This window comes from Streptomyces sp. NPDC050560, assembly GCF_044457285.1.
GTDB lineage: Bacteria > Actinomycetota > Actinomycetes > Streptomycetales > Streptomycetaceae > Streptomyces.
Genome location: NZ_JBITGT010000026.1, coordinates 15053 through 35162, shown reverse-complemented (window position 1 = coordinate 35162; position 20110 = coordinate 15053). Strand labels below are relative to the sequence as shown.

At 73.2% G+C, this 20110-nt stretch carries 20 protein-coding genes; 10 read left to right on the top strand and 10 right to left on the bottom strand.

Going from position 1 to position 20110, the window contains the following annotated elements; translation table 11 throughout:
• The 3 genes from ACIBIW_RS35835 to ACIBIW_RS35825 all read right to left on the bottom strand — a co-directional run bounded on the left by ACIBIW_RS35835 (position 1) and on the right by ACIBIW_RS35825 (position 3788).
• On the bottom strand, positions 1-1023 hold the full coding sequence (locus ACIBIW_RS35835) for a DEDDh family exonuclease (RefSeq protein WP_399342578.1): 1023 nt from the start codon (positions 1021-1023) through the stop codon (positions 1-3).
• 103 nt (positions 1024-1126) lie between these two features.
• Complete coding sequence (locus tag ACIBIW_RS35830; protein WP_399342638.1) at positions 1127-2173, bottom strand: CopD family protein; 1047 nt, start codon at positions 2171-2173, stop codon at positions 1127-1129.
• 76 nt (positions 2174-2249) lie between these two features.
• Positions 2250-3788, bottom strand: coding sequence for a S8 family serine peptidase (locus ACIBIW_RS35825; protein ID WP_399342576.1), 1539 nt, complete (start codon positions 3786-3788; stop codon positions 2250-2252).
• A gap of 391 nt (positions 3789-4179) precedes the next feature.
• Between ACIBIW_RS35825 and ACIBIW_RS35820 the strand changes: the two genes are divergently transcribed.
• The 3 genes from ACIBIW_RS35820 to moaA all read left to right on the top strand — a co-directional run bounded on the left by ACIBIW_RS35820 (position 4180) and on the right by moaA (position 7395).
• Entirely contained in the window at positions 4180-4563 is a 384-nt protein-coding gene (locus ACIBIW_RS35820; protein ID WP_399342575.1) for a DUF485 domain-containing protein, read from the top strand.
• Positions 4560-6197, top strand: a complete 1638-nt coding sequence (locus ACIBIW_RS35815; protein WP_399342574.1) for a cation acetate symporter — start codon at positions 4560-4562, stop codon at positions 6195-6197. The genes ACIBIW_RS35820 and ACIBIW_RS35815 overlap by 4 nt, the downstream gene beginning before the upstream one ends.
• Positions 6198-6396: 199 nt before the next feature.
• Positions 6397-7395: a GTP 3',8-cyclase MoaA gene (gene moaA, locus ACIBIW_RS35810; RefSeq protein ID WP_399342572.1), complete on the top strand. Its 999-nt coding sequence runs from the start codon at positions 6397-6399 to the stop codon at positions 7393-7395.
• A 71-nt stretch (positions 7396-7466) separates the two neighbouring features.
• On the opposite strand, the gene ACIBIW_RS35805 is transcribed toward moaA, so the two are convergent.
• Positions 7467-7712 (bottom strand): hypothetical protein, encoded by a 246-nt coding sequence (locus ACIBIW_RS35805; RefSeq protein WP_399342570.1) that lies wholly within the window; start codon positions 7710-7712, stop codon positions 7467-7469.
• Between the two features lie 210 nt (positions 7713-7922).
• Positions 7923-8366 (bottom strand): DUF3099 domain-containing protein, encoded by a 444-nt coding sequence (locus ACIBIW_RS35800; protein ID WP_399342568.1) that lies wholly within the window; start codon positions 8364-8366, stop codon positions 7923-7925.
• 272 nt (positions 8367-8638) lie between these two features.
• On the opposite strand from ACIBIW_RS35800, the gene ACIBIW_RS35795 reads away from it, so the two are divergent.
• Positions 8639-8938 (top strand): GlsB/YeaQ/YmgE family stress response membrane protein, encoded by a 300-nt coding sequence (locus tag ACIBIW_RS35795; RefSeq protein ID WP_399342567.1) that lies wholly within the window; start codon positions 8639-8641, stop codon positions 8936-8938.
• Positions 8939-8996: 58 nt separating this feature from the next.
• Here the strand turns inward: ACIBIW_RS35795 and tyrS are convergent, their stop codons facing one another.
• The 3 genes from tyrS to ACIBIW_RS35780 all read right to left on the bottom strand — a co-directional run bounded on the left by tyrS (position 8997) and on the right by ACIBIW_RS35780 (position 13304).
• Positions 8997-10265: a tyrosine--tRNA ligase gene (gene tyrS, locus ACIBIW_RS35790; RefSeq protein ID WP_399342635.1), complete on the bottom strand. Its 1269-nt coding sequence runs from the start codon at positions 10263-10265 to the stop codon at positions 8997-8999.
• 91 nt (positions 10266-10356) lie between these two features.
• Positions 10357-11757 (bottom strand): metallopeptidase TldD-related protein, encoded by a 1401-nt coding sequence (locus ACIBIW_RS35785; protein WP_399342565.1) that lies wholly within the window; start codon positions 11755-11757, stop codon positions 10357-10359.
• Positions 11754-13304 carry a TldD/PmbA family protein gene (locus ACIBIW_RS35780; RefSeq protein WP_399342563.1) on the bottom strand — a complete coding sequence of 517 codons (1551 nt, stop codon included), beginning with the start codon at positions 13302-13304 and terminating at the stop codon, positions 11754-11756. The genes ACIBIW_RS35785 and ACIBIW_RS35780 overlap by 4 nt, the downstream gene beginning before the upstream one ends.
• A gap of 311 nt (positions 13305-13615) precedes the next feature.
• Here ACIBIW_RS35780 and fabG point away from each other — a divergent pair, with 311 nt between their 5' ends.
• Together fabG and fabI are read left to right on the top strand one after the other, a co-directional pair.
• Positions 13616-14320, top strand: coding sequence for a 3-oxoacyl-[acyl-carrier-protein] reductase (gene fabG, locus ACIBIW_RS35775; RefSeq protein WP_399342562.1), 705 nt, complete (start codon positions 13616-13618; stop codon positions 14318-14320).
• Positions 14321-14325: 5 nt separating this feature from the next.
• Positions 14326-15096, top strand: a complete 771-nt coding sequence (fabI, locus tag ACIBIW_RS35770; RefSeq protein WP_399342561.1) for an enoyl-ACP reductase FabI — start codon at positions 14326-14328, stop codon at positions 15094-15096.
• A 115-nt stretch (positions 15097-15211) separates the two neighbouring features.
• On the opposite strand, the gene ACIBIW_RS35765 is transcribed toward fabI, so the two are convergent.
• On the bottom strand, positions 15212-15910 hold the full coding sequence (locus tag ACIBIW_RS35765; RefSeq protein ID WP_399342560.1) for a FadR/GntR family transcriptional regulator: 699 nt from the start codon (positions 15908-15910) through the stop codon (positions 15212-15214).
• A 58-nt stretch (positions 15911-15968) separates the two neighbouring features.
• Here ACIBIW_RS35765 and ACIBIW_RS35760 point away from each other — a divergent pair, with 58 nt between their 5' ends.
• From ACIBIW_RS35760 to ACIBIW_RS35745, 4 genes are all read left to right on the top strand, one after another.
• Entirely contained in the window at positions 15969-17363 is a 1395-nt protein-coding gene (locus tag ACIBIW_RS35760) for a CynX/NimT family MFS transporter (RefSeq protein WP_399342559.1), read from the top strand.
• 149 nt (positions 17364-17512) lie between these two features.
• The gene (locus ACIBIW_RS35755) at positions 17513-17629 is read left to right on the top strand and encodes an SGM_5486 family transporter-associated protein (protein WP_399342557.1); all 117 of its coding nucleotides are present in this window, start codon (positions 17513-17515) and stop codon (positions 17627-17629) included.
• Between the two features lie 210 nt (positions 17630-17839).
• On the top strand, positions 17840-18046 hold the full coding sequence (locus tag ACIBIW_RS35750; RefSeq protein ID WP_399342555.1) for a hypothetical protein: 207 nt from the start codon (positions 17840-17842) through the stop codon (positions 18044-18046).
• Positions 18047-18141: 95 nt separating this feature from the next.
• Complete coding sequence (locus tag ACIBIW_RS35745) at positions 18142-18654, top strand: SixA phosphatase family protein (RefSeq protein ID WP_399342553.1); 513 nt, start codon at positions 18142-18144, stop codon at positions 18652-18654.
• 70 nt (positions 18655-18724) lie between these two features.
• Here ACIBIW_RS35745 and serB read toward each other — a convergent pair whose 3' ends face one another.
• A complete protein-coding gene (gene serB, locus ACIBIW_RS35740) occupies positions 18725-19942 on the bottom strand; it encodes a phosphoserine phosphatase SerB (protein WP_399342550.1) in 1218 nt (405 codons plus the stop codon).
• Between the last annotated feature and the right edge of the window lie 168 nt (positions 19943-20110).

The following is a 20110-nucleotide window of genomic DNA, read 5'->3' as shown; positions in this document are numbered from 1 at the left end:
TCAGCTCCCCGGCTCCGCGGGCTCGACGTCGAGCAGGAGCTGCCCGAAGGCGGCCTCGTCGACCACGGGCGTCCCGTACTGCCGCGCACGGACCGTCTTCGAGGTGCCGGAGCCCGGGTCGTTGGTGACCAGCAGGCTCGTCAGCCGGGAGATGCTGGTCGCCACGTGCAGCCCGGCCTCCACGGCGCGGTCCTCAAGCAGCTCGCGCTCCACCGAGGTGTCCCCGGAGAACGCCACCCGCATGCCCTGCTTCAGCGGCCTGCCGGGCTCATAGCGCCCCGGGTTCTGATACGGGCACGGGGGCCGCTTGCGGCTCTGGCGCCAGCCCGAGGGCTGGTAGCCGTACCGGCCGCCCGTGCGGTGCGCGGGCACCGGCGCGTCGCTCCACTCCGTCAGCGGCAGGCACTCAAGCAGCGGCAGCCGCACACCGCTGCCGGCCGCCGCGCGCAGGCTCGGCCTGAACGCCTCGGCGAGCACGCGCGCGTCGTCCAGCGCGTGGTGCGCCCTGCGCTGCTCCACACCGAAGTGCGCCGCGAGCGACTCCAGCTTGTAGTTGGGCAGTCGGAGCCCCAGCTCCTTCGACAGGGCGATGGTGCACAGCCGCTGACGCACCGGCGGAACCAGGCGCGCGCGTGCGAACTCCCTGGCGATCATCGACCAGTCGAAGACCGCGTTGTGCGCGACCAGGACGCGGCCTTCGAGGCGCGCCCCGAACTCCCCGGCGACCTGCCCGAAGAGCGGCGCGCCCGCCAGCGCCTCGCTCGTCAGGCCGTGAATCCACACGGGGCCCGGATCGCGCTGCGGGTTGACGAGCGTGTACCAGTGGTCCTCGATCTCGCCGCGCGCGTCCACCCGGTACACCGCCGCGGACACGATGCGGTCCGCCCTGCCGAGGCCCGTGGTCTCCACGTCGACGACCGCGTACCCACCGGGGTAGGCGGGCGGCCAGGGGGTCTCGGGGGCAGTGCGCGCGGCCGGGACGCTGGGGGCCGCGGGCACCGCCCGCGCGGAGTCTTCGAGCATGGTCACTGAGGATACGGTGCCGCACCGACAACGCAGGAACGGGGCGCCCGCCGTCAACTGCCGGGACCACGCACCGTCTGACGCCCTCCCAGCGCCCCCCGGCTCACCACCGCGGCGGTATCGGCGCCACCGTCAGCAGCGCCGAGAGGGCCACCACGGCGCCCAGCACCACGAGTTCCACGCGCGCGGGCGCCAGGGCCCCCGCCAGGTCCTGCGACGGCGCCGCGCGCGGGGCCCGTATGGCGCGCCGCAGCCGCAGCCGCGCCGCGAGCGCGAGCCATGCGGCGGCGCCCACCAGCAGCAGCTTGACGAGCAGGGTGCGCCCGTACGCGGTCGCGTACACCTGGTCGAGCACGAGACCAGGCGGCATCCTGCGCAGCGCGCTGACGGTGCCGGTGGCGGCCACCCCGGCGAGCAGAACGGCCGCCACGCGCGCGTACCGGCCGAGCAGCGCGGCGCGCGCGCCGGGGGAGTGCCCGTGCCGCAGCAGCCGCAGCACCTGCCAGAGGCAGCCCACCCACAGGGCGGCGCAGGCCAGGTGAACGAGGGTCAGCAGGGAGCCCGTCAGCGGCGACGTCTCCACCTGAGGGTGGGCGCGGAACGCCTCGGCGACCACGAGTGCGACGGGCGGCCCCGCGGTCGCGATCCGGCCCGCGTCCTGGCGGGCCCATGGCCCGGCCACCAGCAGGGCGTTGATCTCGACGAGTGCCAGCACCCCGTCGCGTGAGTGGTAGAGCCCGCCGAGGTCCACGTCGGCGAGGCCGTGCGGCACCTGGTTGCCGCCCGCGGCCACGGCGGCGAGCCCCAGCGCGGCCGGGAGCGCGGCGAGCGCGGCGTACCCGCCCCATCGCCTCGGGGGCGGCCCGTCGGACAGCCCCCGCAGCAGCGCCCCCGTGCACGCCTCCCCGGTCAGCACGCACAGGGCGCAGAAGACGACCGCGCGCAGCACCGCGAGCCCCGCGGCGCCCGGGACGTCCGCCTCGCCCGTGCCCCGGGTCGCGGCGGAGGGTCCGAGCAGCAGCACCCCGGTGGCCGCGGCGAGCAGCAGCACCGCCGCCACGCCCCGCCGGGCGCCGCCGCGGTCCGCGGCGGCGGACCCGGCGGCGACGGCCGCGCGCCCGCCGGTGGCCCGGGGGGCATCCGATATCAGACCCACCCCAGGATCTTCACCGGGGCCGGAGCGGGCGGCAACCCGGCGGACCCGCGCGGGTGCTCCGCTCCTTCCGCTACTTCTGAACGGCCCTCAGGGCGTCCGCGATCCCGACGCCGTAGAAGCCGTTCTTCCGGGTGCCGCCCTCGCACACCGCGTCGGCCTTCCCGTCGCCGTCGATGTCGTACGGGTCGGTGCAGGGCGTGGCGTCGGCCTGGCGGTACAGCATCCGCTTGAGCTGCGCGGGGTTCGCGTGCGGGTGGGCCGACTCAAGCAGCGCCACGACGCCCACGACGTGCGGGGTCGCCATCGACGTACCGGACATGTAGCCCCACTGGCCGCCGGGCAGCGCACCCAGGACCGAGCCGTTGGTGGCGGGCGCGGCGGGCGGCTGGTAGGCGGTGCTGTCGCCGCCGGGGGCCGCGATGTCGACGATGCCCTCGCCGTAGTTCGAGTAGGACGACTTCAGGTCCTTGGCGCCGGTGGCGGCGACGGTCACCACGCCGGGGAGCTGGGTGGGGATGTCGAAGCAGTGCGCGGTGTCGACCTCACGGTCGGCGGGGGTGGAGTCGTTGGGGCTGTTCGGGTCCGTGATGCGGGGGGCGGCGAGGTCGTACTCCTCGTTGCCCGCGGCGGCGACGTTGACGGCGCCCTTCTTCTCGGCGTACGCGCTCGCCCGGGTGACGGCCTCGACCAGGGCCTTCTGGTCGGGGTCCGTGGTGCAGTTGAAGTACCAGGGGTCGGTGTAATAGCTGTTGTTGGTGACGTCGACGCCGTGTCCCGCGGCCCACATGAAGCCGCAGACGACGGACTCGGCGTAGAAGAAGCCGTCCGGGTCGGCCACCTTGATCCCGGCGACCCTGACCCCGGGGGCCACGCCGGTGATGCCGACGCCGTTCTTGGCGGCGGCTATCTCGCTGGCCACGTGGGTGCCGTGCGGGCTCTCGCCGGTCGCGGGGCGCCAGGCGCCCTCGGTGGTGTCGGGCCTGCCCGAGGCGCAGCTCGCGGAGGCGCCCCGGTCGAAGTTGGGCGCGATGTCGGGGTGGGTGTCGTCGACGCCGGTGTCGATGACGGCGACCGTGACCCGCTTGCTGCCGAGCGTCCTCTCGTGCGCCTTGTCGGCCTTGATGGCGCGCAGGTCCCACTGCTCGCCCTCCAGCGGGTCCTGCCCCGCGCCCGCCCTGGCCCCCGCGGCTTCGAGCTGGGCGGCGCTCAGCGGCTTCGGGGCGCCGGTGTCGGCGGTGGCCTGGGCGGGCAGCGGCGCGGTACGGGTGGCGCCCGCCGACTGCACGCCGGGGGCCCTGCGCACCCGGCGCGCGAAGTCCGGGTCCGCCGAGTGGGCGACGGTCACCCCGATGCGGTCGTATGTCACCACGACGCTGCCGCCCGCCCCGGCTATCGCCTTGCGGACGGCGGCGCCGTGCCCGGGTCTCGCGTTGACCAGATAGCTGAGCGCGGGTCCTTCGGCCGCGGGCGCGGCGTGCCCTGCGGCGGCCCCCGAAGGGCTCTGCGCGGCGTACGCGCCGCCGGGCAGGAACGCGAGCGCGGCGGTGAGCGCGAGGCCGAGCGGGAGGGCCGCGGCGCGGCGGGTGCGGGAGGTCGGGGAAGCGGCCATGGGGTCTCCAGGTTCTTCGCGTAGGTGGGGGCGGGGGAGCGCCGGGCGGCGGCGTGCGGTGCTCGCGGGGAGCGTACGGACAGGTACATGACGGCTCGCTCAGGGTGAAGTTAACCCCTGGTATCAAGGGCCAGCAACGCGTCCAAAGAGAGCCGAGTTCCGCAAAAAGCCGAAGAACGCCGCGAACTGATCGAGCAAAGGAAAGAAATCGGCCCGCGTTGAACCGCGCCCCTCGCGCCGCCGTGCCGTTGTGCAGGGAGCAACGCGCCCGCGGGCGCCCGTCTCCCCGAAGGAGAGCCAAGTCGTGTCAGCGACCGAACAGCCGCCCCCGTCCCCACACGGCCCCGCATCCCGGGGGGCCGTCCCCATTCCCCAGGCAGGAGGAGACCCCGTGGCTCCCGACGCATCGCCACCCCCGAAGCCCCCGGCGTCCGAGGGCGCCCCGGGCGCCCCCAGGCCGCTGCCGTCCGCCGAGGAGTTCGTCCAGGTACAGGCCAGCCCCCAGTTCGGGGAGCTGCGCCGCACCCACCGCGGCTTCGCGTTCCCGCTCACGGTCGCCTTCGTGCTGTGGTACCTGGCGTACGTCCTGCTCTCGAACTACGCCGACGGCTTCATGGACACCAAGGTCGTCGGCAACGTCAACGTGGCCCTGATCCTCGGCCTCGCCCAGTTCCTGACCACCTTCCTCATCGCCTGGTGGTACTCCCACCGCGCCGCGGCCCGGCTCGACCCCAAGGCCGAGGCCATCAAGTCACGGATGGAGGGCGGCGCATGACCCCCGCGCTCAGCCACACGGCGGGGCTCACCCTGGCCGCCGATCCGGTCAGCGAGCACCGCACGCTGATCATCTCCCTGTTCGCCGTGATCGTCGTGGTCACCCTCGGCATCACCGTCTGGGCCGGGCGGCAGACCAGGGACGCCGCCGACTTCTACGCGGGCGGCCGCCAGTTCAGCGGCTTCCAGAACGGCCTCGCGGTCTCCGGCGACTACATGTCCGCCGCGTCCTTCCTCGGCATCGCGGGCGCCATCGCCCTCGCCGGCTACGACGGCTTCCTCTACTCCATCGGCTTCCTGGTGGCCTGGCTTGTGGCGCTGCTGCTCGTCGCCGAGCCGCTGCGCAACTCCGGCCGCTACACCATGGGCGACGTCCTCGCCTACCGGATGCGGCAGCGCCCGGTGCGCACCGCCGCGGGCGTCTCCACCATCGTGGTGTCGATCTTCTACCTGCTCGCCCAGATGGCGGGCGCGGGCGTGCTGGTCTCGCTGCTGCTCGGCATCACGAGCGACGCGGGCAAGATCGGCATCGTGGCCCTGGTCGGCGTGCTCATGGTCGTGTACGTCACGGTCGGCGGCATGAAGGGCACCACCTGGGTGCAGATGGTCAAGGCCGTGCTGCTGATCGGCGGCACCGTACTGATCACGATCCTGGTGCTGGTCAAGTTCGACTTCAACATCTCGGATCTGCTCGGCAAGGCCGCGGACAACAGCGGCAAGGGCTCCGCCTTCCTCGAACCGGGGCTCAAGTACGGGGTCACCTCCACCTCCAAGATCGACTTCATCTCGCTGGGCATCGCCCTGGTCCTGGGCACCGCGGGGCTGCCGCACATCCTGATCCGCTTCTACACGGTGCCCACCGCCAAGGCCGCCCGTAAGTCCGTGAACTGGGCCATCGGCATCATCGGCGTCTTCTACCTGATGACGATCGTGCTCGGCTTCGGCGCCGCGGCGCTGATCAAACCGGACGAGATCATCGCCTCCAACCCGGCGGGCAACACCGCGGCGCCGCTGCTCGCGCTCCATGTCGGCGGCACCGACTCCAGTTGGGGCGCGATCCTGCTCGCGGTGATCTCCGCGGTGGCCTTCGCGACCATCCTCGCCGTGGTCGCGGGCCTCACCCTGGCCTCCTCCTCGTCGTTCGCGCACGACATCTACGCGAACGTGATCAAGAAGGGCCGAGCCACCGAGAAGGAGGAGCTGAAGGCGGCCCGCTGGGCGACCGTGCTCATCGGCGTCGTCTCCATCGCCCTCGGCGCGCTCTCCCGCGACCTCAACGTGGCGGGCCTGGTCGCGCTCGCGTTCGCCGTCGCCGCCTCCGCCAACCTGCCGACGATCCTCTACAGCCTGTTCTGGAAGCGGTTCACCACCCAGGGCGCGCTCTGGTCGATCTACGGCGGCCTGGTCGTGGCGGTCGGCCTCGTGCTCTTCTCGCCCGTGGTCTCGGGCAAGGAGACCTCGATGTTCCCCGGCGTCGACTTCCACTTCTTCCCGCTGGAGAACCCGGGCATCATCTCGATCCCGGTCGGCTTCCTGCTGGGCTGGCTCGGCACCCTCCTCGGCAAGGAGACCCCGGACGCCGACAAGTACGCCGAGCTTGAGGTGCGTTCGCTCACCGGCACCGGCGCCCACTGAACCCGCACCGCCGAGGCCGCGCGCGGCCCCCGGCGGGCGCGGGCCGCGCGCGGGCGCGGCGCGGCACAGGACCTCGTCCTCCCCTGGGAGGTCCCCACGACGCGTCCGCGTCCGCGCTCGTGGGTTCGCGCACCTGACGGGGCCGCCGCACTCACGTACTCTCGACACGAGAGCGGAATCGATCAGGGAGGGGGACCACATGCTCGTCGACACCTACGGTCGCGTGGCCACCGACCTGCGGGTCTCACTGACCGACAGGTGCAATCTCCGGTGTACGTACTGCATGCCGGAGGAGGGATTGCAGTGGCTGGCCAAGCCTGACCTGCTGACGGACGACGAGATCGTCAGACTGGTACGGATCGCCGTCACCCGGCTCGGCGTCACGGAGGTCCGCTTCACCGGCGGTGAACCGCTGCTGCGCCCCGGTCTGACCGGCATCGTCGAGCGGGTCGCCGCGCTGGCGCCCCGGCCCCGCATGTCGCTGACCACCAACGGCATCGGGCTCGCCCGCACCGCGCGCGCCCTCGCCGCCGCCGGGCTCGACCGGGTCAACGTCTCGCTCGACACCCTGCGCCCCGACGTCTTCAAGGCCCTCACCCGGCGCGCCCGTCACCACGACGTGCTGGCCGGGCTCGCCGCGGCCCGCGACGCCGGGCTCACCCCGGTCAAGGTCAACACGGTGCTGATGCCCGGGTACAACGACGACGAGGCGCCCGACCTGCTCGACTGGGCCATCGCCGAGGGCTACGAGCTGCGCTTCATAGAGCAGATGCCGCTCGACGCCCAGCACGGCTGGCAGCGCGACGGCATGGTCACCGCGGGCGACATCCTCGAATCGCTGCGCACCCGTCACACGCTGGCCCCCGAGGGCGACACGGAGCGGGGCTCGGCCCCCGCGGAGCGCTGGCTCGTGGACGGCGGCCCGTACCGCGTCGGGGTGATCGGCTCGGTCACCCGCCCCTTCTGCGCCGCCTGCGACCGTACGAGGCTGACCGCGGACGGCCAGGTCAGGACGTGCCTGTTCGCCACCGAGGAGACCGATCTGCGGGCCGCGCTGCGCCGCGGCACCGGCCCTGGGCACGACGACGAGATCGCCCGGATCTGGCGCCTGGCGATGTGGGGCAAGAAGGCGGGCTCGGGCCTCGACGACCCCTCGTTCCTCCAGCCGTCCCGCCCGATGTCGGCGATCGGCGGCTGACCGGCCGCGCACCCGGCGGGCGCCGGACGGGCGCCGTGCGGGCCGGGTGCGGCGGTGCGGGAGGACACTCCCTAGCCGTCCCGGTGGCCGGACTCCCACTCGGTGAGCGTCACGACGTCCTTCAACATCCCGCGCACGCCGAGGAACTGGGACAGGCTCTCGCGGTGCTCCTCGCAGGCGAGCCAGGTCTTGCGGCGCTCCGGGGTGTGGATCTTCGGGTTGTTCCAGGCGAGGACCCACACCGCGGCCGTACGGCAGCCCTTCGCGGAGCAGATCGGGGTGTCTTCGTTCACCGGCGGGTCCAGATCGTCACTCACCGGTACGTCCCGAAGGGCCGGTGCTGCGGAAAAAAAGGGCGACGCCGAGCAGCCACGGGGGGAGCTGCCCGGCGTCGGTCCGTCGCTCCGACGGGGGATGCGGAGCGCTTGGAAAGTATGTCACGCGGGACCCGCTGCCCGGCACCGGAACAGCATGATTGATCTGAGCTTTTCTTGAGCTGGGCGCGAGGCGGGGCGTCCGGTTCCGCATCACCGCCGGTCATGGGGGGTTCCGCCGGATGGAGCCTCCGTTTCGGCGTCCGTGTTCCCCCGCGCGGCGGAGGCCGTACGCGCGTCCGAAACGCCACCGGAGGCGCCGAAGCCGCCCCCCTGCGACGCCGGGGAGCCCGGCCCCGCGGCCGTCAGCGCGCGGCGCGCGGGCGGCGGCACGGTCACCGACGGCAGTGAAGGCGCGTTCTCCCGGCCCGCGTTGGCGATCACCACCGCCACATAGGGCAGCACGAACCCCAGGACCAGCATCACCACCGCCACGGCCCGCTGCACATCCCACAGCACCGCCGTCAGCACCACGGCCACCGTGCGCACCGCCATCGAGATGATGTAGCGCCGCTGCCGGGAGCGTACGTCGTCCGCGAGGCCCTGCCGGGCCGCCGTGATGCGGAAGACCTCGCCGTCGCTGTGCTTGCGCAGCACCCTGCACCATCCTTCCCGGGGCCCGCGCGGGACGGGGGCGGCCGGTGTGCGTGGAACTCCCCTGCCCCGCGGTCCTTCGCTGCTCACGGTACGCCGCCGGGCCCCCGGGTACGAGGGCGGGTGCGCCGCCTCCCGGCGCCCGGCCCGGCCGCTCGGCGCAGCGGGGCTTCCGACATGCGCCGTATCCCGTATGCCCCGAGACTGGGAGGGATTCTCGCCCCCGGGCGCGACGCACGGTCCGCCGTGCCGCGCCACTGTCACGAGGAGGCCCCATGGGCTGGTTGTGGGCGATCATCGTCGGGCTCGTGCTCGGCGTCCTGGCCAAGGCGATCCTGCCGGGCAAGCAGCACAGCCCGCTGTGGCTGACGGTCATCTTCGGCATGATCGGGGCCGCGGTGGGCAACTCGCTCGCCGGCTCCTTCGGCATCAGGAACACCCCGGGCATCGACTGGGGCCGCCATGTCCTCCAGTTGATCGCGGCGCTGATCATCGTGGCGCTCGGGGACATGCTGTACCTGGCCGTCAGGGGCCGCCGGCGCCGTGACCGCGACCGGGACCACGTCGACGTCTGAAACCGGACAGGGCCCCGTACACGCGAGGCGTACGGGGCCCGGTGGCCGGGAAGCGGGCTCAGGCGCCGGTGACCTCGACCGCCGCGAGGTTCCGCTTGCCCCTGCGCAGCAGCAGCCAGCGCCCGTGCAGCAGGTCGGCGGGCGCGGGCACCGCGTCCTCGCCCGCCACCTTGGCGTTGTTCACGTACGCGCCGCCCTCCTTGACGGTGCGCCGGGCCGCGGACTTGCTGGGCGCGAGCCCGGTGGCGGCGAGCAGGTCCACCACGGGCGCCAGCTCCGCCACCCGGGCGTGCGGCACCTCCGCGAGCGCCGCCCGCAGCGTGGCCTCGTCGAGCGCGGCGAGGTCGCCCTGCCCGAACAGCGCCCGTGAGGCGTCCACCACCGCGGCGCACTGGTCCGCGCCGTGCACCAGCGTCGTCAGCTCCTCCGCCAGCGCCCGCTGCGCCGCGCGCGCCTGGGGCCGCTCCGCGGCCTGCCGTTCCAGCTCCTCGATCTCCGCGCGGGAGCGGAAGCTGAAGATCCGCAGGAACGTGGCGACATCACGGTCGTCGCTGTTCAGCCAGAACTGGTAGAAGGCGTACGGGGAGGTCAGCTCCGGGTCGAGCCAGACCGTGCCGGACTCCGTCTTGCCGAACTTGGTGCCGTCGGCCTTGGTGATCAGCGGGGTGCCCAGCGCGTGCACCACGGCGCCCGGCTCCACCCGGTGGATCAGGTCCGTGCCCGAGGTCAGATTGCCCCACTGGTCGCTGCCGCCGGTCTGGAGCGTGCAGCCGTGCCGCCGGTACAGCTCAAGGAAGTCCATCCCCTGGAGGATCTGGTAGCTGAACTCGGTGTAGCTGATGCCCGCGTCGGAGTTCAGCCGCCGGGAGACGGCCTCCTTGGCGATCATCTTGTTCACCCGGAAGTGCTTGCCCATGTCCCGCAGGAACTCGATGGCGGAAAGGCCCCGGGTCCAGTCCAGATTGTCGACCATGAGCGCCGCGTGCGGGCCCTCGAAGTCGAGCAGCGGCTCGACCTGCGCCCGCAGCCGCTCCACCCAGCCCGCGATGGTCTCCGGCGCGTTCAGCGTCCGCTCCGCGTTCGGCTTCGGGTCGCCGATCAGCCCGGTGGCGCCGCCGATCAGGCCCAGCGGGCGGTTCCCGGCCTGCTGGATACGGCGCATGGTCAGGATCTGCACGAGATTGCCCAGGTGCAGACTGGGCGCGGTCGGGTCGAAGCCGCAATAGAACGTGACGGGGCCGTCCGCGAACGCTTTGCGCAAGGCGTCCTCATCCGTGGACACGGCGATCAGACCGCGCCACTTCAGCTCGTCGACGATGTCCGTCACGGTTCTCATAGCTCCTTCACCGACCCGGGGCCCGGCAGGTGCCGGGCCCCCGTCAAGTCTATGGGCCGCCCCGGGCGGTGCGGCCCGCGCGTCACACGCCCTGGCTGACCGAACTCATGTTGAAGTCCGGGATGCGCAGCGCGGGCATCGCGGCCCTGGTGAACCAGTCGTTCCACTCACGCGGCAGGGTCTTCTCGGTGCGCCCGGCCTCCACGGCACGGCCCAGCACGTCGACGGGGGACTCGTTGAAGCGGAAGTTGTTCACCGCGCCCACCACCTCGCCGTCCTCAACCAGGTACACCCCGTCCCTGGTCAGACCGGTCAGCAGCAGCGTCGCCGGGTCCACCTCGCGGATGTACCAGAGGCACGTCAGCAGCAGCCCGCGCCCGGTCGCGGCGACCATCTCGTCGAGCGAGGCGCCCGAGCCGCCGTCCAGGACCAGGTTGTCGATCGGCGGCGCCAGCGGCAGCCCGGTCAGCGCCGCGCTGTGCCGGGTGGTGACCAGCCGCTCAAGGCGCCCGTCCCGTATCCAGTCCGTCGCGGCCAGCGGCAGCCCGTTGTCGAAGACCGAGGCGTCGTCGCCCGAGGTGTGCGCCACCACGAACGGCGCCGCCTGGAGGCCCGGCTCCGCGGGGTCGCTGCGCAGGTTCAGCGGCAGTTCGGCGATCTTCTCGCCCACCCGGGTGCCGCCGCCCGTCCTGGAGAAGACCGTACGGCCCTCGGCGGCGTCCCTGGCCGCGGCCGACCACTGCTGGTAGATCAGCAGGTCCGCGACGGCCGTCGGCGGCAGCACCGTCTCGTAGCGGCCCGCGGGCAGCTCCACCCGGCGCTCGGCCCAGCCGAGGCGCCGCGCCAGCTCCGCGTCGAGTTCCGCGGGGTCGACGTCGGTGAAGTCCCTGGTGGCACGGCCCGCCCACGCGGAGCGGGTGTGGTCGGGCGACTTGGCGTTGACCTCCAGCGTCCCCGTCGGCTGGTCGTGCCGCAGCCTGACCCCCGACGAGGTGCCCAGGTAGCTCGACGTGACCTGGTGGTGCGCGAAGCCGTACAGCTCCCGCCCGCCCGCGCGGGCCGCCGCGAAGGACTCGCCGAGCGCCGGGGCGAAGTCCGCGAACACCGCGGACGACGTCTCGGCGGGCGGCGCGGTGAAGTCGCGCGACGCCGCACCGGGCGCGGGCAGCGGCTGGGCGTCCTCCGCGGGGCCGGCGGCGCGCGCCGCCGCCTCCGCGGCGCGCACCAGCGGCTCCAGGTCGTCCGAGGTCACCGCGGAGCGCGACACCACACCGCTCGCGGTGCCCTGGGCGCCGTCGACGGTCGCGACCACCGTCAGGGTGCGCCCCCGGGTGACGCCGTTGGTGGTGAGCGCGTTGCCCGCCCAGCGGAGGTTGGCCGTGGACTCCTCGTCCGCGATCACCACGCAGCCGTCGGCGGTGGACAGGTCGAGCGCGCGCTCGACGACCTCGTGCGGCCGGCTGGTACCCGTGCTGGACGTCATCGCCCCGCCTCCTGCGTCGTGTTGAGAACGTTCACCCCGCGAAACAGCGCCGAGGGACAGCCGTGCGACACGGCCGCCACCTGGCCGGGCTGTGCCTTGCCGCAGTTGAACGCGCCGCCGAGCACATAGGTGCGCGGTCCGCCGACGGCGGTCATCGAGCCCCAGAAGTCCGTGGTGGTGGCCTGGTAGGCCACGTCCCTGAGCTGTCCCGCAAGACGGCCGTTCTCGATGCGGAAGAACCGCTGTCCCGTGAACTGGAAGTTGTAGCGCTGCATGTCGATGGACCAGGAGCGGTCGCCGACGACGTAGATGCCGCGCTCCACGCCGCCGATCAGGTCCTCCGTGGACAGCCCGCCGGGGTCGGGCCGCAGCGACACGTTCGCCATCCGCTGCACCGGCACATGCCCGGGGGAGTCGGCGTACGCGCAGCCGTTGGACCGCTCGAAGCCGGTGAGCCTGGCGATCCTGCGGTCGAGCTGGTAGCCGACGAGGGTGCCGTCCCGCACCAGGTCCCAGGACTGCGCCGCGACGCCCTCGTCGTCGTAACCGACGGTGGCGAGGCCGTGCTCCGCGGTCCTGTCGCCGGTGATGTTCATGATCTCGGAGCCGTACTTCAGCGACCCGAGCTTGTCGAAGGTGGCGAACGAGGTGCCCGCGTACGCCGCCTCGTAGCCGAGTGCGCGGTCCAGCTCGGTGGCGTGGCCGATCGACTCGTGGATGGTGAGCCAGAGGTTCGACGGGTCGATCACCAGGTCGTACAGGCCCGCCTCGACGCTCGGCGCCCGCATCTTCTCGGCCAGCAGCTCCGGTATACGGGCCAGTTCGCCGTCCCAGTCCCAGCCGGTGCCCGTCAGGTACTCCCAGCCGCGGCCCACGGGCGGCGCCAGGGTCCGCATCGAGTCGAACTCCCCGCTCGACTCGTCGACCGCCACCGCCGTGAGCTGCGGGTGCAGCCGCACCCGCTGCTGGGTGGTCACGGTGCCCGCGGTGTCCGCGTAGAACTTGTTCTCGTGCACCGTCATCAGCGTCGCGTCGGTGTGCGTGACACCGTCGGCGGCCAGCAGCCGCGCGCTCCACTCGGCGAGCAGCCCGGTCTTGTCCGCGTCCGGCACCGAGAACGGGTCGGTCTCGTACGAGGACACCCAGGTCCGCTCGGCGTGCACCGGCTCGTCGGCCAGCTCCACCCGCTGCCCCAGGGCCACGCCGGGCCCCGCGGGCTCCGCGCCCGCGGCGTCGATGACCTGGCGGGACAGCTTCGCCATCTCGACGGCCTGCGCCGCCACCCCGGCCGCCGCGTCGGGCGTCAGGTCGACGCCGGAGGCGAAGCCCCAGGCGCCGCCGTGCACCACGCGCACCGCGTAGCCGAGGTCCGTGGTGTCGAGCGAGCCCGCGGGCCGTGCGTCCCGCAGCCGCCACGAGGCGTTGCGCACGCGTTCGAAGCGGAAGTCGGCGTGCTCGGCGCCGAGCGAGCGGGCGCGTGCGAGCGCCGCGTCGGCGAGTTCCCGCAGCGGCAGTGCGAGGAACGTCGGATCGATCTCATGGGGCACGGACGGCCTCCCGCTTCCTTGGCTACATGGCACGGCGCCGGGGACTCCCGACACGGGCAGTCAACCACGGTGCGCCCGGTGAAGTCGGCCGGATATCGACGGCTCCCACGGCGCGCGGACGCGCCGGGCGGCGCACCGGCGGCCCGCGGGCCCGCGGAGATCCGCCGGAGAGGGCCCTGGCGCGGCCTTCTGTAGGAATCCAACAGCGGCCGCCGCGAGCCACTGTCGGAGGCGGAGCCCTCCGGCGGGGGGACGAAACGATAGCTTCGAGGAGTACAGCCGCCGAGAGATGCGAGTGAAAGGGTGATCCGTTGAGCCGCTCGGTTCTTGTCACCGGAGGAAACCGCGGCATCGGCCTGGCCATCGCCCGGGCGTTCGCGGACGCCGGGGACCAGGTCGCGATCACATACCGCTCGGGCGAGCCACCGTCCGGCTTCTTCGCCGTACGGTGCGACATCACCGACGCCGAGCAGGTCGAGCAGGCGTACAAGGAGATCGAGGACCACCAGGGACCCGTCGAGGTCCTCGTCGCCAACGCCGGTATCACCCGGGACCAGTTGCTCATGCGCATGACGGAGGAGGACTTCTCCGCCGTCATAGAGACCAACCTCACCGGCACCTTCCGCGTGGTCAAGCGCGCCAACCGCGGCATGCTGCGGGCCCGCAAGGGCCGTGTGGTGCTGATCTCCTCGGTGGTGGGGCTGCTCGGCTCGGCGGGCCAGGCCAACTACGCGGCCTCCAAGGCGGGCCTCGTGGGCTTCGCCCGCTCCCTCGCCCGCGAACTGGGCTCCCGCAACATCACGTTCAACGTCGTGTCCCCCGGGTTCGTCGATACCGACATGACCCAGGCGCTGAACGAGGAGCAGACCAAGAACATCCTGGCGCAGGTGCCGCTCGGCCGGTACGCGCAGCCGGACGAGATCGCCGCGACGGTGCGCTTCCTCGCCTCCGACGACGCCTCGTACATCACTGGAGCCGTCATCCCGGTCGACGGCGGATTGGGCATGGGTCACTGATCACCATGGGAATTGTCGACGGCAAGCGAGTCCTCGTCACCGGCGTCATCACCGACGCCTCCATCGCCTTCCAGGCCGCCAAGGTCGCCCAGGAGGAGGGCGCCGACGTCCTGCTCACCGGCTTCGGGCGGATGAGCCTGGTGGAGCGCATCGCCAAGCGGCTGCCGAAGCCCGCGTCGGTCATCGAGCTTGACGTCACCAACCAGGAGCACCTGGACAGCCTCGCCGAGCGGGTCGCCGAGCACTACGGCGACGACAGCGGCATCGACGGCCTGGTGCACTCCATCGCCTTCGGCCCCCAGGGTGCCTTCAACTTCCTCGAAGGCACCTGGGAGGACGTGCAGACCGCCGTGCACGTGTCCGCGTACTCCCTGAAGTCGGTCACCACGGCCCTGCTGCCGCTGCTCGGCAAGCGCGGCGGCTCCGTCGTCGGCCTCACCTTCGACGCCAGCATCGCCTGGCCGAAGTACGACTGGATGGGTGTCGCCAAGGCCGCGCTGGAGTCCACCAACCGCTATCTGGCCCGTGACCTCGGCGCCCGCGGCATCCGCTGCAACCTGATCTCGGCGGGCCCCATCAAGTCCATGGCGGCCAAGTCCATCCCCGGCTTCGACGAGTTGGCGGACGTCTGGAACCACCGGGCGCCCATCGGCTGGGACCTCGCCGACGCGGAGCCCGCGGGCCGCGGCATCGTGGGGCTGCTCTCCGACTTCTTCCCGAAGACCACCGGCGAGATCGTCCACGTCGACGGCGGCGTCCACATGATGGGGGCCTGAACCCCGCGTCCGGGCCCGGCCTTCCGCACCACGGCGCCCCGACGGCCACCACGGTCGGCGGGGCGCCGCCCGTGACCCACCGGCGCCGGACACGCCGGGCGCCGACGCGGGCCGTTCAGTACGCGGCCGGGGTCGGCGGCATGCCGCTGCCGGGGCGGCAGGAGAAGGGGTAGCGGGCGGCCTCCGCCGCGGCGGTCTCCGCGTCCCCGGCGCGGATCGCGTCGACGAGTCCTGTGTGGTCGAGGTACCTCTCCTCGCGCAGCCGCCCGCCCATGTCCTCGCGCAGCGCCGACCGCAGCACTTCGAGCAGGTCCGCGTAGACCGCCGTCATCACCTCGTTGTGGGCGGCGGCGACCACCGCCATGTGCAGCGACGCGTCCGCGGTCACGAACGCCTCCGTGTCGCCCGACTCCCACGCCCGCTCCCTGCGCGTCAGCAGCGCGTCCAACTGCCGCAGCTCGCGCTCCGTGCGGCGCTCGGCCGCCAGCCGCGCCGCGCTCGACTCCAGCGCCGCGCGCATCTCCGCGACGTGCAGCGGATCGGTCCCCGCGAACCTGCGCTGCATCACCCCGGCAAGCTCGCTCGCCGCCACCACATAGGTGCCGGAGCCCTGCCGGATGTCGAGCAGCCCGTTGTGCGCCAGCGCGCGCACCGCCTCGCGGACCGTGTTGCGGGCCACACCGAGCTGCTCGACCAGCTCGGGCTCGGTCGGGATACGGGAGCCGACCGGCCACTCGCCCGAGGCGATCTGGGCCCGTAGCGCGGCGATGACCTGCTCGGACAGCGCGGAGCGGCGCGGATGACTCAGAGGCATGACGCGTACCGCCGTTCGAGTGGCCAGCAAATCATCCCATGATTCTATGATGGTCCGCATGGCTTCCGAGGACATACGCACGGCGACACCCGCCCCCGCCGGTACCGACACCGGCACCGAGGCCCCGGGCGCGGCCCGCGCGGCGGGCACGTGGCTGCCGCGTCTCGTGACGGCCGGCATCGTGCTCGCCGCGCTCAACCTGCGCCCCGGGATCACCAGCCTCGGCGCCCTCCTCGAAGACGTCAGGGACGACCTCGGGATGAACGGCACCGTGGCGGGGCTGCTCACCTCCATGCCACCGCTCTGCTTCGCCGTCTTCGGCAGCGCGGCCCCCCGGCTGGCGCGCCGCCTCGGCCCCGCCACCGTGGTCTGCCTCGGCATGGTCGCCATCGGGGTGGGCCTGGCGCTGCGGCCGTTCTCCGGCGGCACCGCGCTCTTCCTCGCCGCGAGCGCCGTCGCGCTCATGGGCATCGCGGTCAGCAACGTGCTGATGCCGGTGATCGTCAAGCGCTGGTTCCCCGACCGGGTCGGCAGCATGACCGGGCTCTACTCCATGGCCCTCGCCGTCGGCACCTCGGCCGCCGCCGCGGTCACCGTGCCCATGACCCATGCCCTCGGCGGCGGCTGGAAGCCCGGCCTCGGCGTCTGGGCGGTGCTCGCCGCCGCGGCGGTGGTGCCCTGGGTGCCGGTGCTGCTGCGGCGCGCCCCGCAGAACGCCGCCGAGCGGCGCGCGCCCGCCCGGACGGCGGGGGCAGCCGGGGCCACGGGGGTCGCGGGGGCTACTGGGTCCACAGAGGCCGCTGAGGCCGCTGAGGCCGCTGGGGTCGCTTCCGGGGCCGCCGCGTCCGCTCCACGGATGGCCAGGAGCCGTACCGCATGGGCCCTGGCGGTCTTCTTCGGGCTCCAGTCCACGGGCGCGTACATCACGATGGGCTGGGTGCCGCAGATCTTCCGGGACGCGGGTGTCCCGGCGGGGACCGCGGGCGTGCTGCTCGCCGTGATCATGGCAATGGGCGTGCCGCTCGCCTTCGTGATCCCCCGGGTCGCCACCCGGCTGCCGCACCAGGGCCCCATCGTGGTGCTCCTCGGCGTCTGCGGCCTGGCCGGGTACACCGGGCTGTACCTCGCGCCGCACTCCGGCGCCTGGGCCTGGGCGGTACTGCTCGGCATCTCGGGCTGCGCCTTCCCGCTCGCGCTCACCATGGTCGGCATGCGCGCCAGGTCGGCCGCGGGCGTCGTGCGCCTCTCCGCCTTCGCGCAGAGCACCGGCTATCTGATCTCGATCCCGGGGCCGCTGCTCGTGGGCGTGCTGTACCAGCAGAGCGGCGGCTGGACGCTGCCGATCCTGCTGATGGGGGCGCTCATGGTGCCCCAGATCGGCTTCGGCGTCCTCGCGGGCCGGGGCCGCACCGTGGAGGACGAGCTGGAGGCGGTGCGCGCCCCCGCCGGCTGACACGCGCGGGAGGCGCCCGACGGCCGCGCGCGTGTACGCAGCCGCCCCCGGGGCCCCGCACCGCCAGACCCCCTACCCAGGCGCCCCCGAACCCGAGGCCCCCGCACCCCGGCGCCGGTCACCCCGGGGGCCGGTGGGAGACTTGGCGCATGCCAGTCCTCGAACCCCAGCCGCAGAACGGCCAGCGCAAGCTGCTGATGGTGCTCGGCATCATGCTCGCCATCACCGTCGTCATCGGCGTCATCGCCACCGTCGTCTCCCCCTGAGCCCCGGTCGCCCCCGCCGCCACGGACCGGGCGGCCCCGGTGCGGCCCACACCACCCCGGGGGTGGTGCTGGCCCCCCGTCCCCTAGGGGGCCAGGGTCAGGGTCAAGTGGGTGGCGTGCCGGATGGGTTGGGGGGCGCGCTTTCCGTAGATTCATGGTCGGGGCCGCGAGGGGCGGCCCCACAGACCGAGGGGAACCACGGAGGCGTTCATGTCGGCCAGCACCCAGACCCGGCCCGTACCGGCGACCACGGGCGGCGCCGATGCCCGACTGCCCTGGTGGGGCGTCGCGCTTCCGGTCCTCGCGTTCGTGACCCTCCTGCTGGTGATACTCAACCCGGCCGAGGCCCAGGCCGCGGGGGACACCACGGCGGCGCACCTCATGAGCCGCCTGCTTGACGCCCTGCCCCTGTTCTGACCCCGGCCCCCGGCCCCCCCGCAGTGCGCGCCCCACCGGGGCCGCCGTACCAAGTCCCTGCGCCGGGCCCCGGGTTTCATGCGAAGCTGGAATGCATGAGCGTCGCAGAACAGCGCAAGATCGTCCTTCTCCGGCACGCCAAGGCCGACTGGCCCCAGGTGTCCGACCACGAGCGCCCCCTCGCCGACCGTGGCCGCCAGGACGCCCCGCTCGTGGGAAGGCGGCTCGCCGACACCGGCATCGCCTTCGACCTGGCCCTCTGCTCCACCGCGAGCCGCACGAGGGAGACCTGGAAGCTCGCCGTCCACGAGCTGCCGCACCGGCCGAGGACGGTCTACGAGGAGCGGATCTACGAGGCGTCCCCCGGCGAGCTGATCGCCCTCCTCAACGAGACCCCCGACGACACCCGCGACGTCATCCTGATCGGCCACAACCCCGGCGTCCACGGCGTCGTCGACATCCTCGCGGGCCGTGCGGAGGGCGACGCCAGGACCCGGATGACCGACCGCGGCTTCCCCACCGCCGCCTTCGCGGTGCTCACCCACTCCGGCCCCTGGAAGACCCTGGAGCCCGGCACCGCCACGCTGGACGAGTACTGGGCACCCTGAGCGGGTGGGGGACCGCCTCCGGGGCCCCGCCACAGCGTGCCCCCCCCCGGAGGCCGGGCCCCGGGCGGGCTCAGTCCTCGTCGGTCCGCGCGGTCTCGACCTCTTCCCTGGTGATCCCGAGCAGATAGAGCACGGTGTCGAGGAACGGCACGTTCACCGCCGTGTGCGCCGCCTCCCGCACCACCTGCTTGGCATTGAAGGCGACCCCGAGACCGGCCGCGTTCAGCATGTCCAGGTCGTTGGCGCCGTCCCCGATCGCCACCGTCCCCGACAGCGGCACGTTCGCCTCCGCGGCGAACCGGCGCAGCAGCCGCGCCTTGCCCGCCCGGTCCACGATCTCGCCCGTCACCCGCCCGGTGAGCCGCCCGCCCTCGATCTCCAACGTGTTGGCCTGCGCGAAGTCCAGCCCGAGACGTTCCTTGAGGTCGTCGGTGACCTGGGTGAAGCCCCCCGAGACCACCCCGACCTGGTAGCCGAGCAGCCGCAGCGTCCTGATCAGCGTGCGCGCCCCGGGCGTCAGCCGCACCTGCTCGCGCACCCGCTCCACCACCGACGCGTCGAGCCCCGCGAGCAGCGCCACCCTGGCGTGCAGCGACTGCTCGAAGTCCAGCTCGCCGCGCATCGCCGCCGCCGTGATCTCCGCGACCTTGTCCTCGCACCCGGCGTGGGCGGCGAACAGCTCTATGACCTCGTCCTGGATGAGGGTGGAGTCCACGTCCATCACCACCAGCCGGCGCGCCCTGCGCTGGAGCCCCGAGGCCACCACCGCCACGTCCACCCCCCAGGACGCCGCCTCCACCGCGAGCGCGCTGCGCAGCGGTTCCGTGGGCACCCCGGACACGGCGAACTCGACCGCAGTCACCGGGTACTTGGCGAGCCGGAAGATGCGGTCGATGTTGCCACCGGCCTCGGTGATGCTCGCGGCGATGCCCGCCGTGGACCGCGAGGTCAGCGGGTGCCCGAGGACCGTCACATGGGAACGGCCCACACCGCGCGGCTGGTTGTCGCCGGTGCCGGAGAGGATCTCCGCCTGTAGCTTCATGGACTCGGCCCAGCCGTGCACGGTCGCCCGCACATCGCCCTCGACGCCGCCGGGCGGCTGGGTGACGAGCGCGCACAGCACGATGCGGCCGCGGGTCACCACCTGTTCGATGTCGACGACGTCGAGGGAGTACGCGGCCAGGGTGTCGAAGAGACCGGCGGTGATACCGGGCCGGTCCTTGCCGAAGATCTTGACCAGCAACGTCGGAACGTCGTCCGTCGCACCGGGGGTATGCGAAGCGTTCATGGTGCCCCCACCGTAGCCGGGCGGGGGCACGCGGTGCCGCGCCCGTCCGCGTACCGGACGCCACGCGCGCGGCCGGGGCCGGTCCAAAGGCGGGCGCGTACGGGCAGGTCAGGGGCGGCGATCCGGGTGGACTCGGGGAGGGACGCGGAGGGACGCGGGTGGACGTGG

Excerpts from the sequence above, each read along its gene's own strand:
- ACIBIW_RS35835 (WP_399342578.1), bottom strand. The coding sequence starts at position 1,023 with ATGCTCGAAGACTCCGCGCGGGCGGTGCCCGCGGCCCCCAGCGTCCCG.
- ACIBIW_RS35825 (WP_399342576.1), bottom strand. The coding sequence starts at position 3,788 with ATGGCCGCTTCCCCGACCTCCCGCACCCGCCGCGCCGCGGCCCTCCCG.
- ACIBIW_RS35815 (WP_399342574.1), top strand. The coding sequence starts at position 4,560 with ATGACCCCCGCGCTCAGCCACACGGCGGGGCTCACCCTGGCCGCCGAT.
- moaA (WP_399342572.1), top strand. The coding sequence starts at position 6,397 with ATGCTCGTCGACACCTACGGTCGCGTGGCCACCGACCTGCGGGTCTCA.
- ACIBIW_RS35795 (WP_399342567.1), top strand. The coding sequence starts at position 8,639 with ATGGGCTGGTTGTGGGCGATCATCGTCGGGCTCGTGCTCGGCGTCCTG.
- ACIBIW_RS35785 (WP_399342565.1), bottom strand. The coding sequence starts at position 11,757 with ATGACGTCCAGCACGGGTACCAGCCGGCCGCACGAGGTCGTCGAGCGC.
- fabI (WP_399342561.1), top strand. The coding sequence starts at position 14,326 with ATGGGAATTGTCGACGGCAAGCGAGTCCTCGTCACCGGCGTCATCACC.
- ACIBIW_RS35765 (WP_399342560.1), bottom strand. The coding sequence starts at position 15,910 with ATGCCTCTGAGTCATCCGCGCCGCTCCGCGCTGTCCGAGCAGGTCATC.
- ACIBIW_RS35760 (WP_399342559.1), top strand. The coding sequence starts at position 15,969 with ATGGCTTCCGAGGACATACGCACGGCGACACCCGCCCCCGCCGGTACC.
- ACIBIW_RS35755 (WP_399342557.1), top strand. The coding sequence starts at position 17,513 with ATGCCAGTCCTCGAACCCCAGCCGCAGAACGGCCAGCGCAAGCTGCTG.
- ACIBIW_RS35750 (WP_399342555.1), top strand. The coding sequence starts at position 17,840 with ATGTCGGCCAGCACCCAGACCCGGCCCGTACCGGCGACCACGGGCGGC.
- ACIBIW_RS35745 (WP_399342553.1), top strand. The coding sequence starts at position 18,142 with ATGAGCGTCGCAGAACAGCGCAAGATCGTCCTTCTCCGGCACGCCAAG.
- serB (WP_399342550.1), bottom strand. The coding sequence starts at position 19,942 with ATGAACGCTTCGCATACCCCCGGTGCGACGGACGACGTTCCGACGTTG.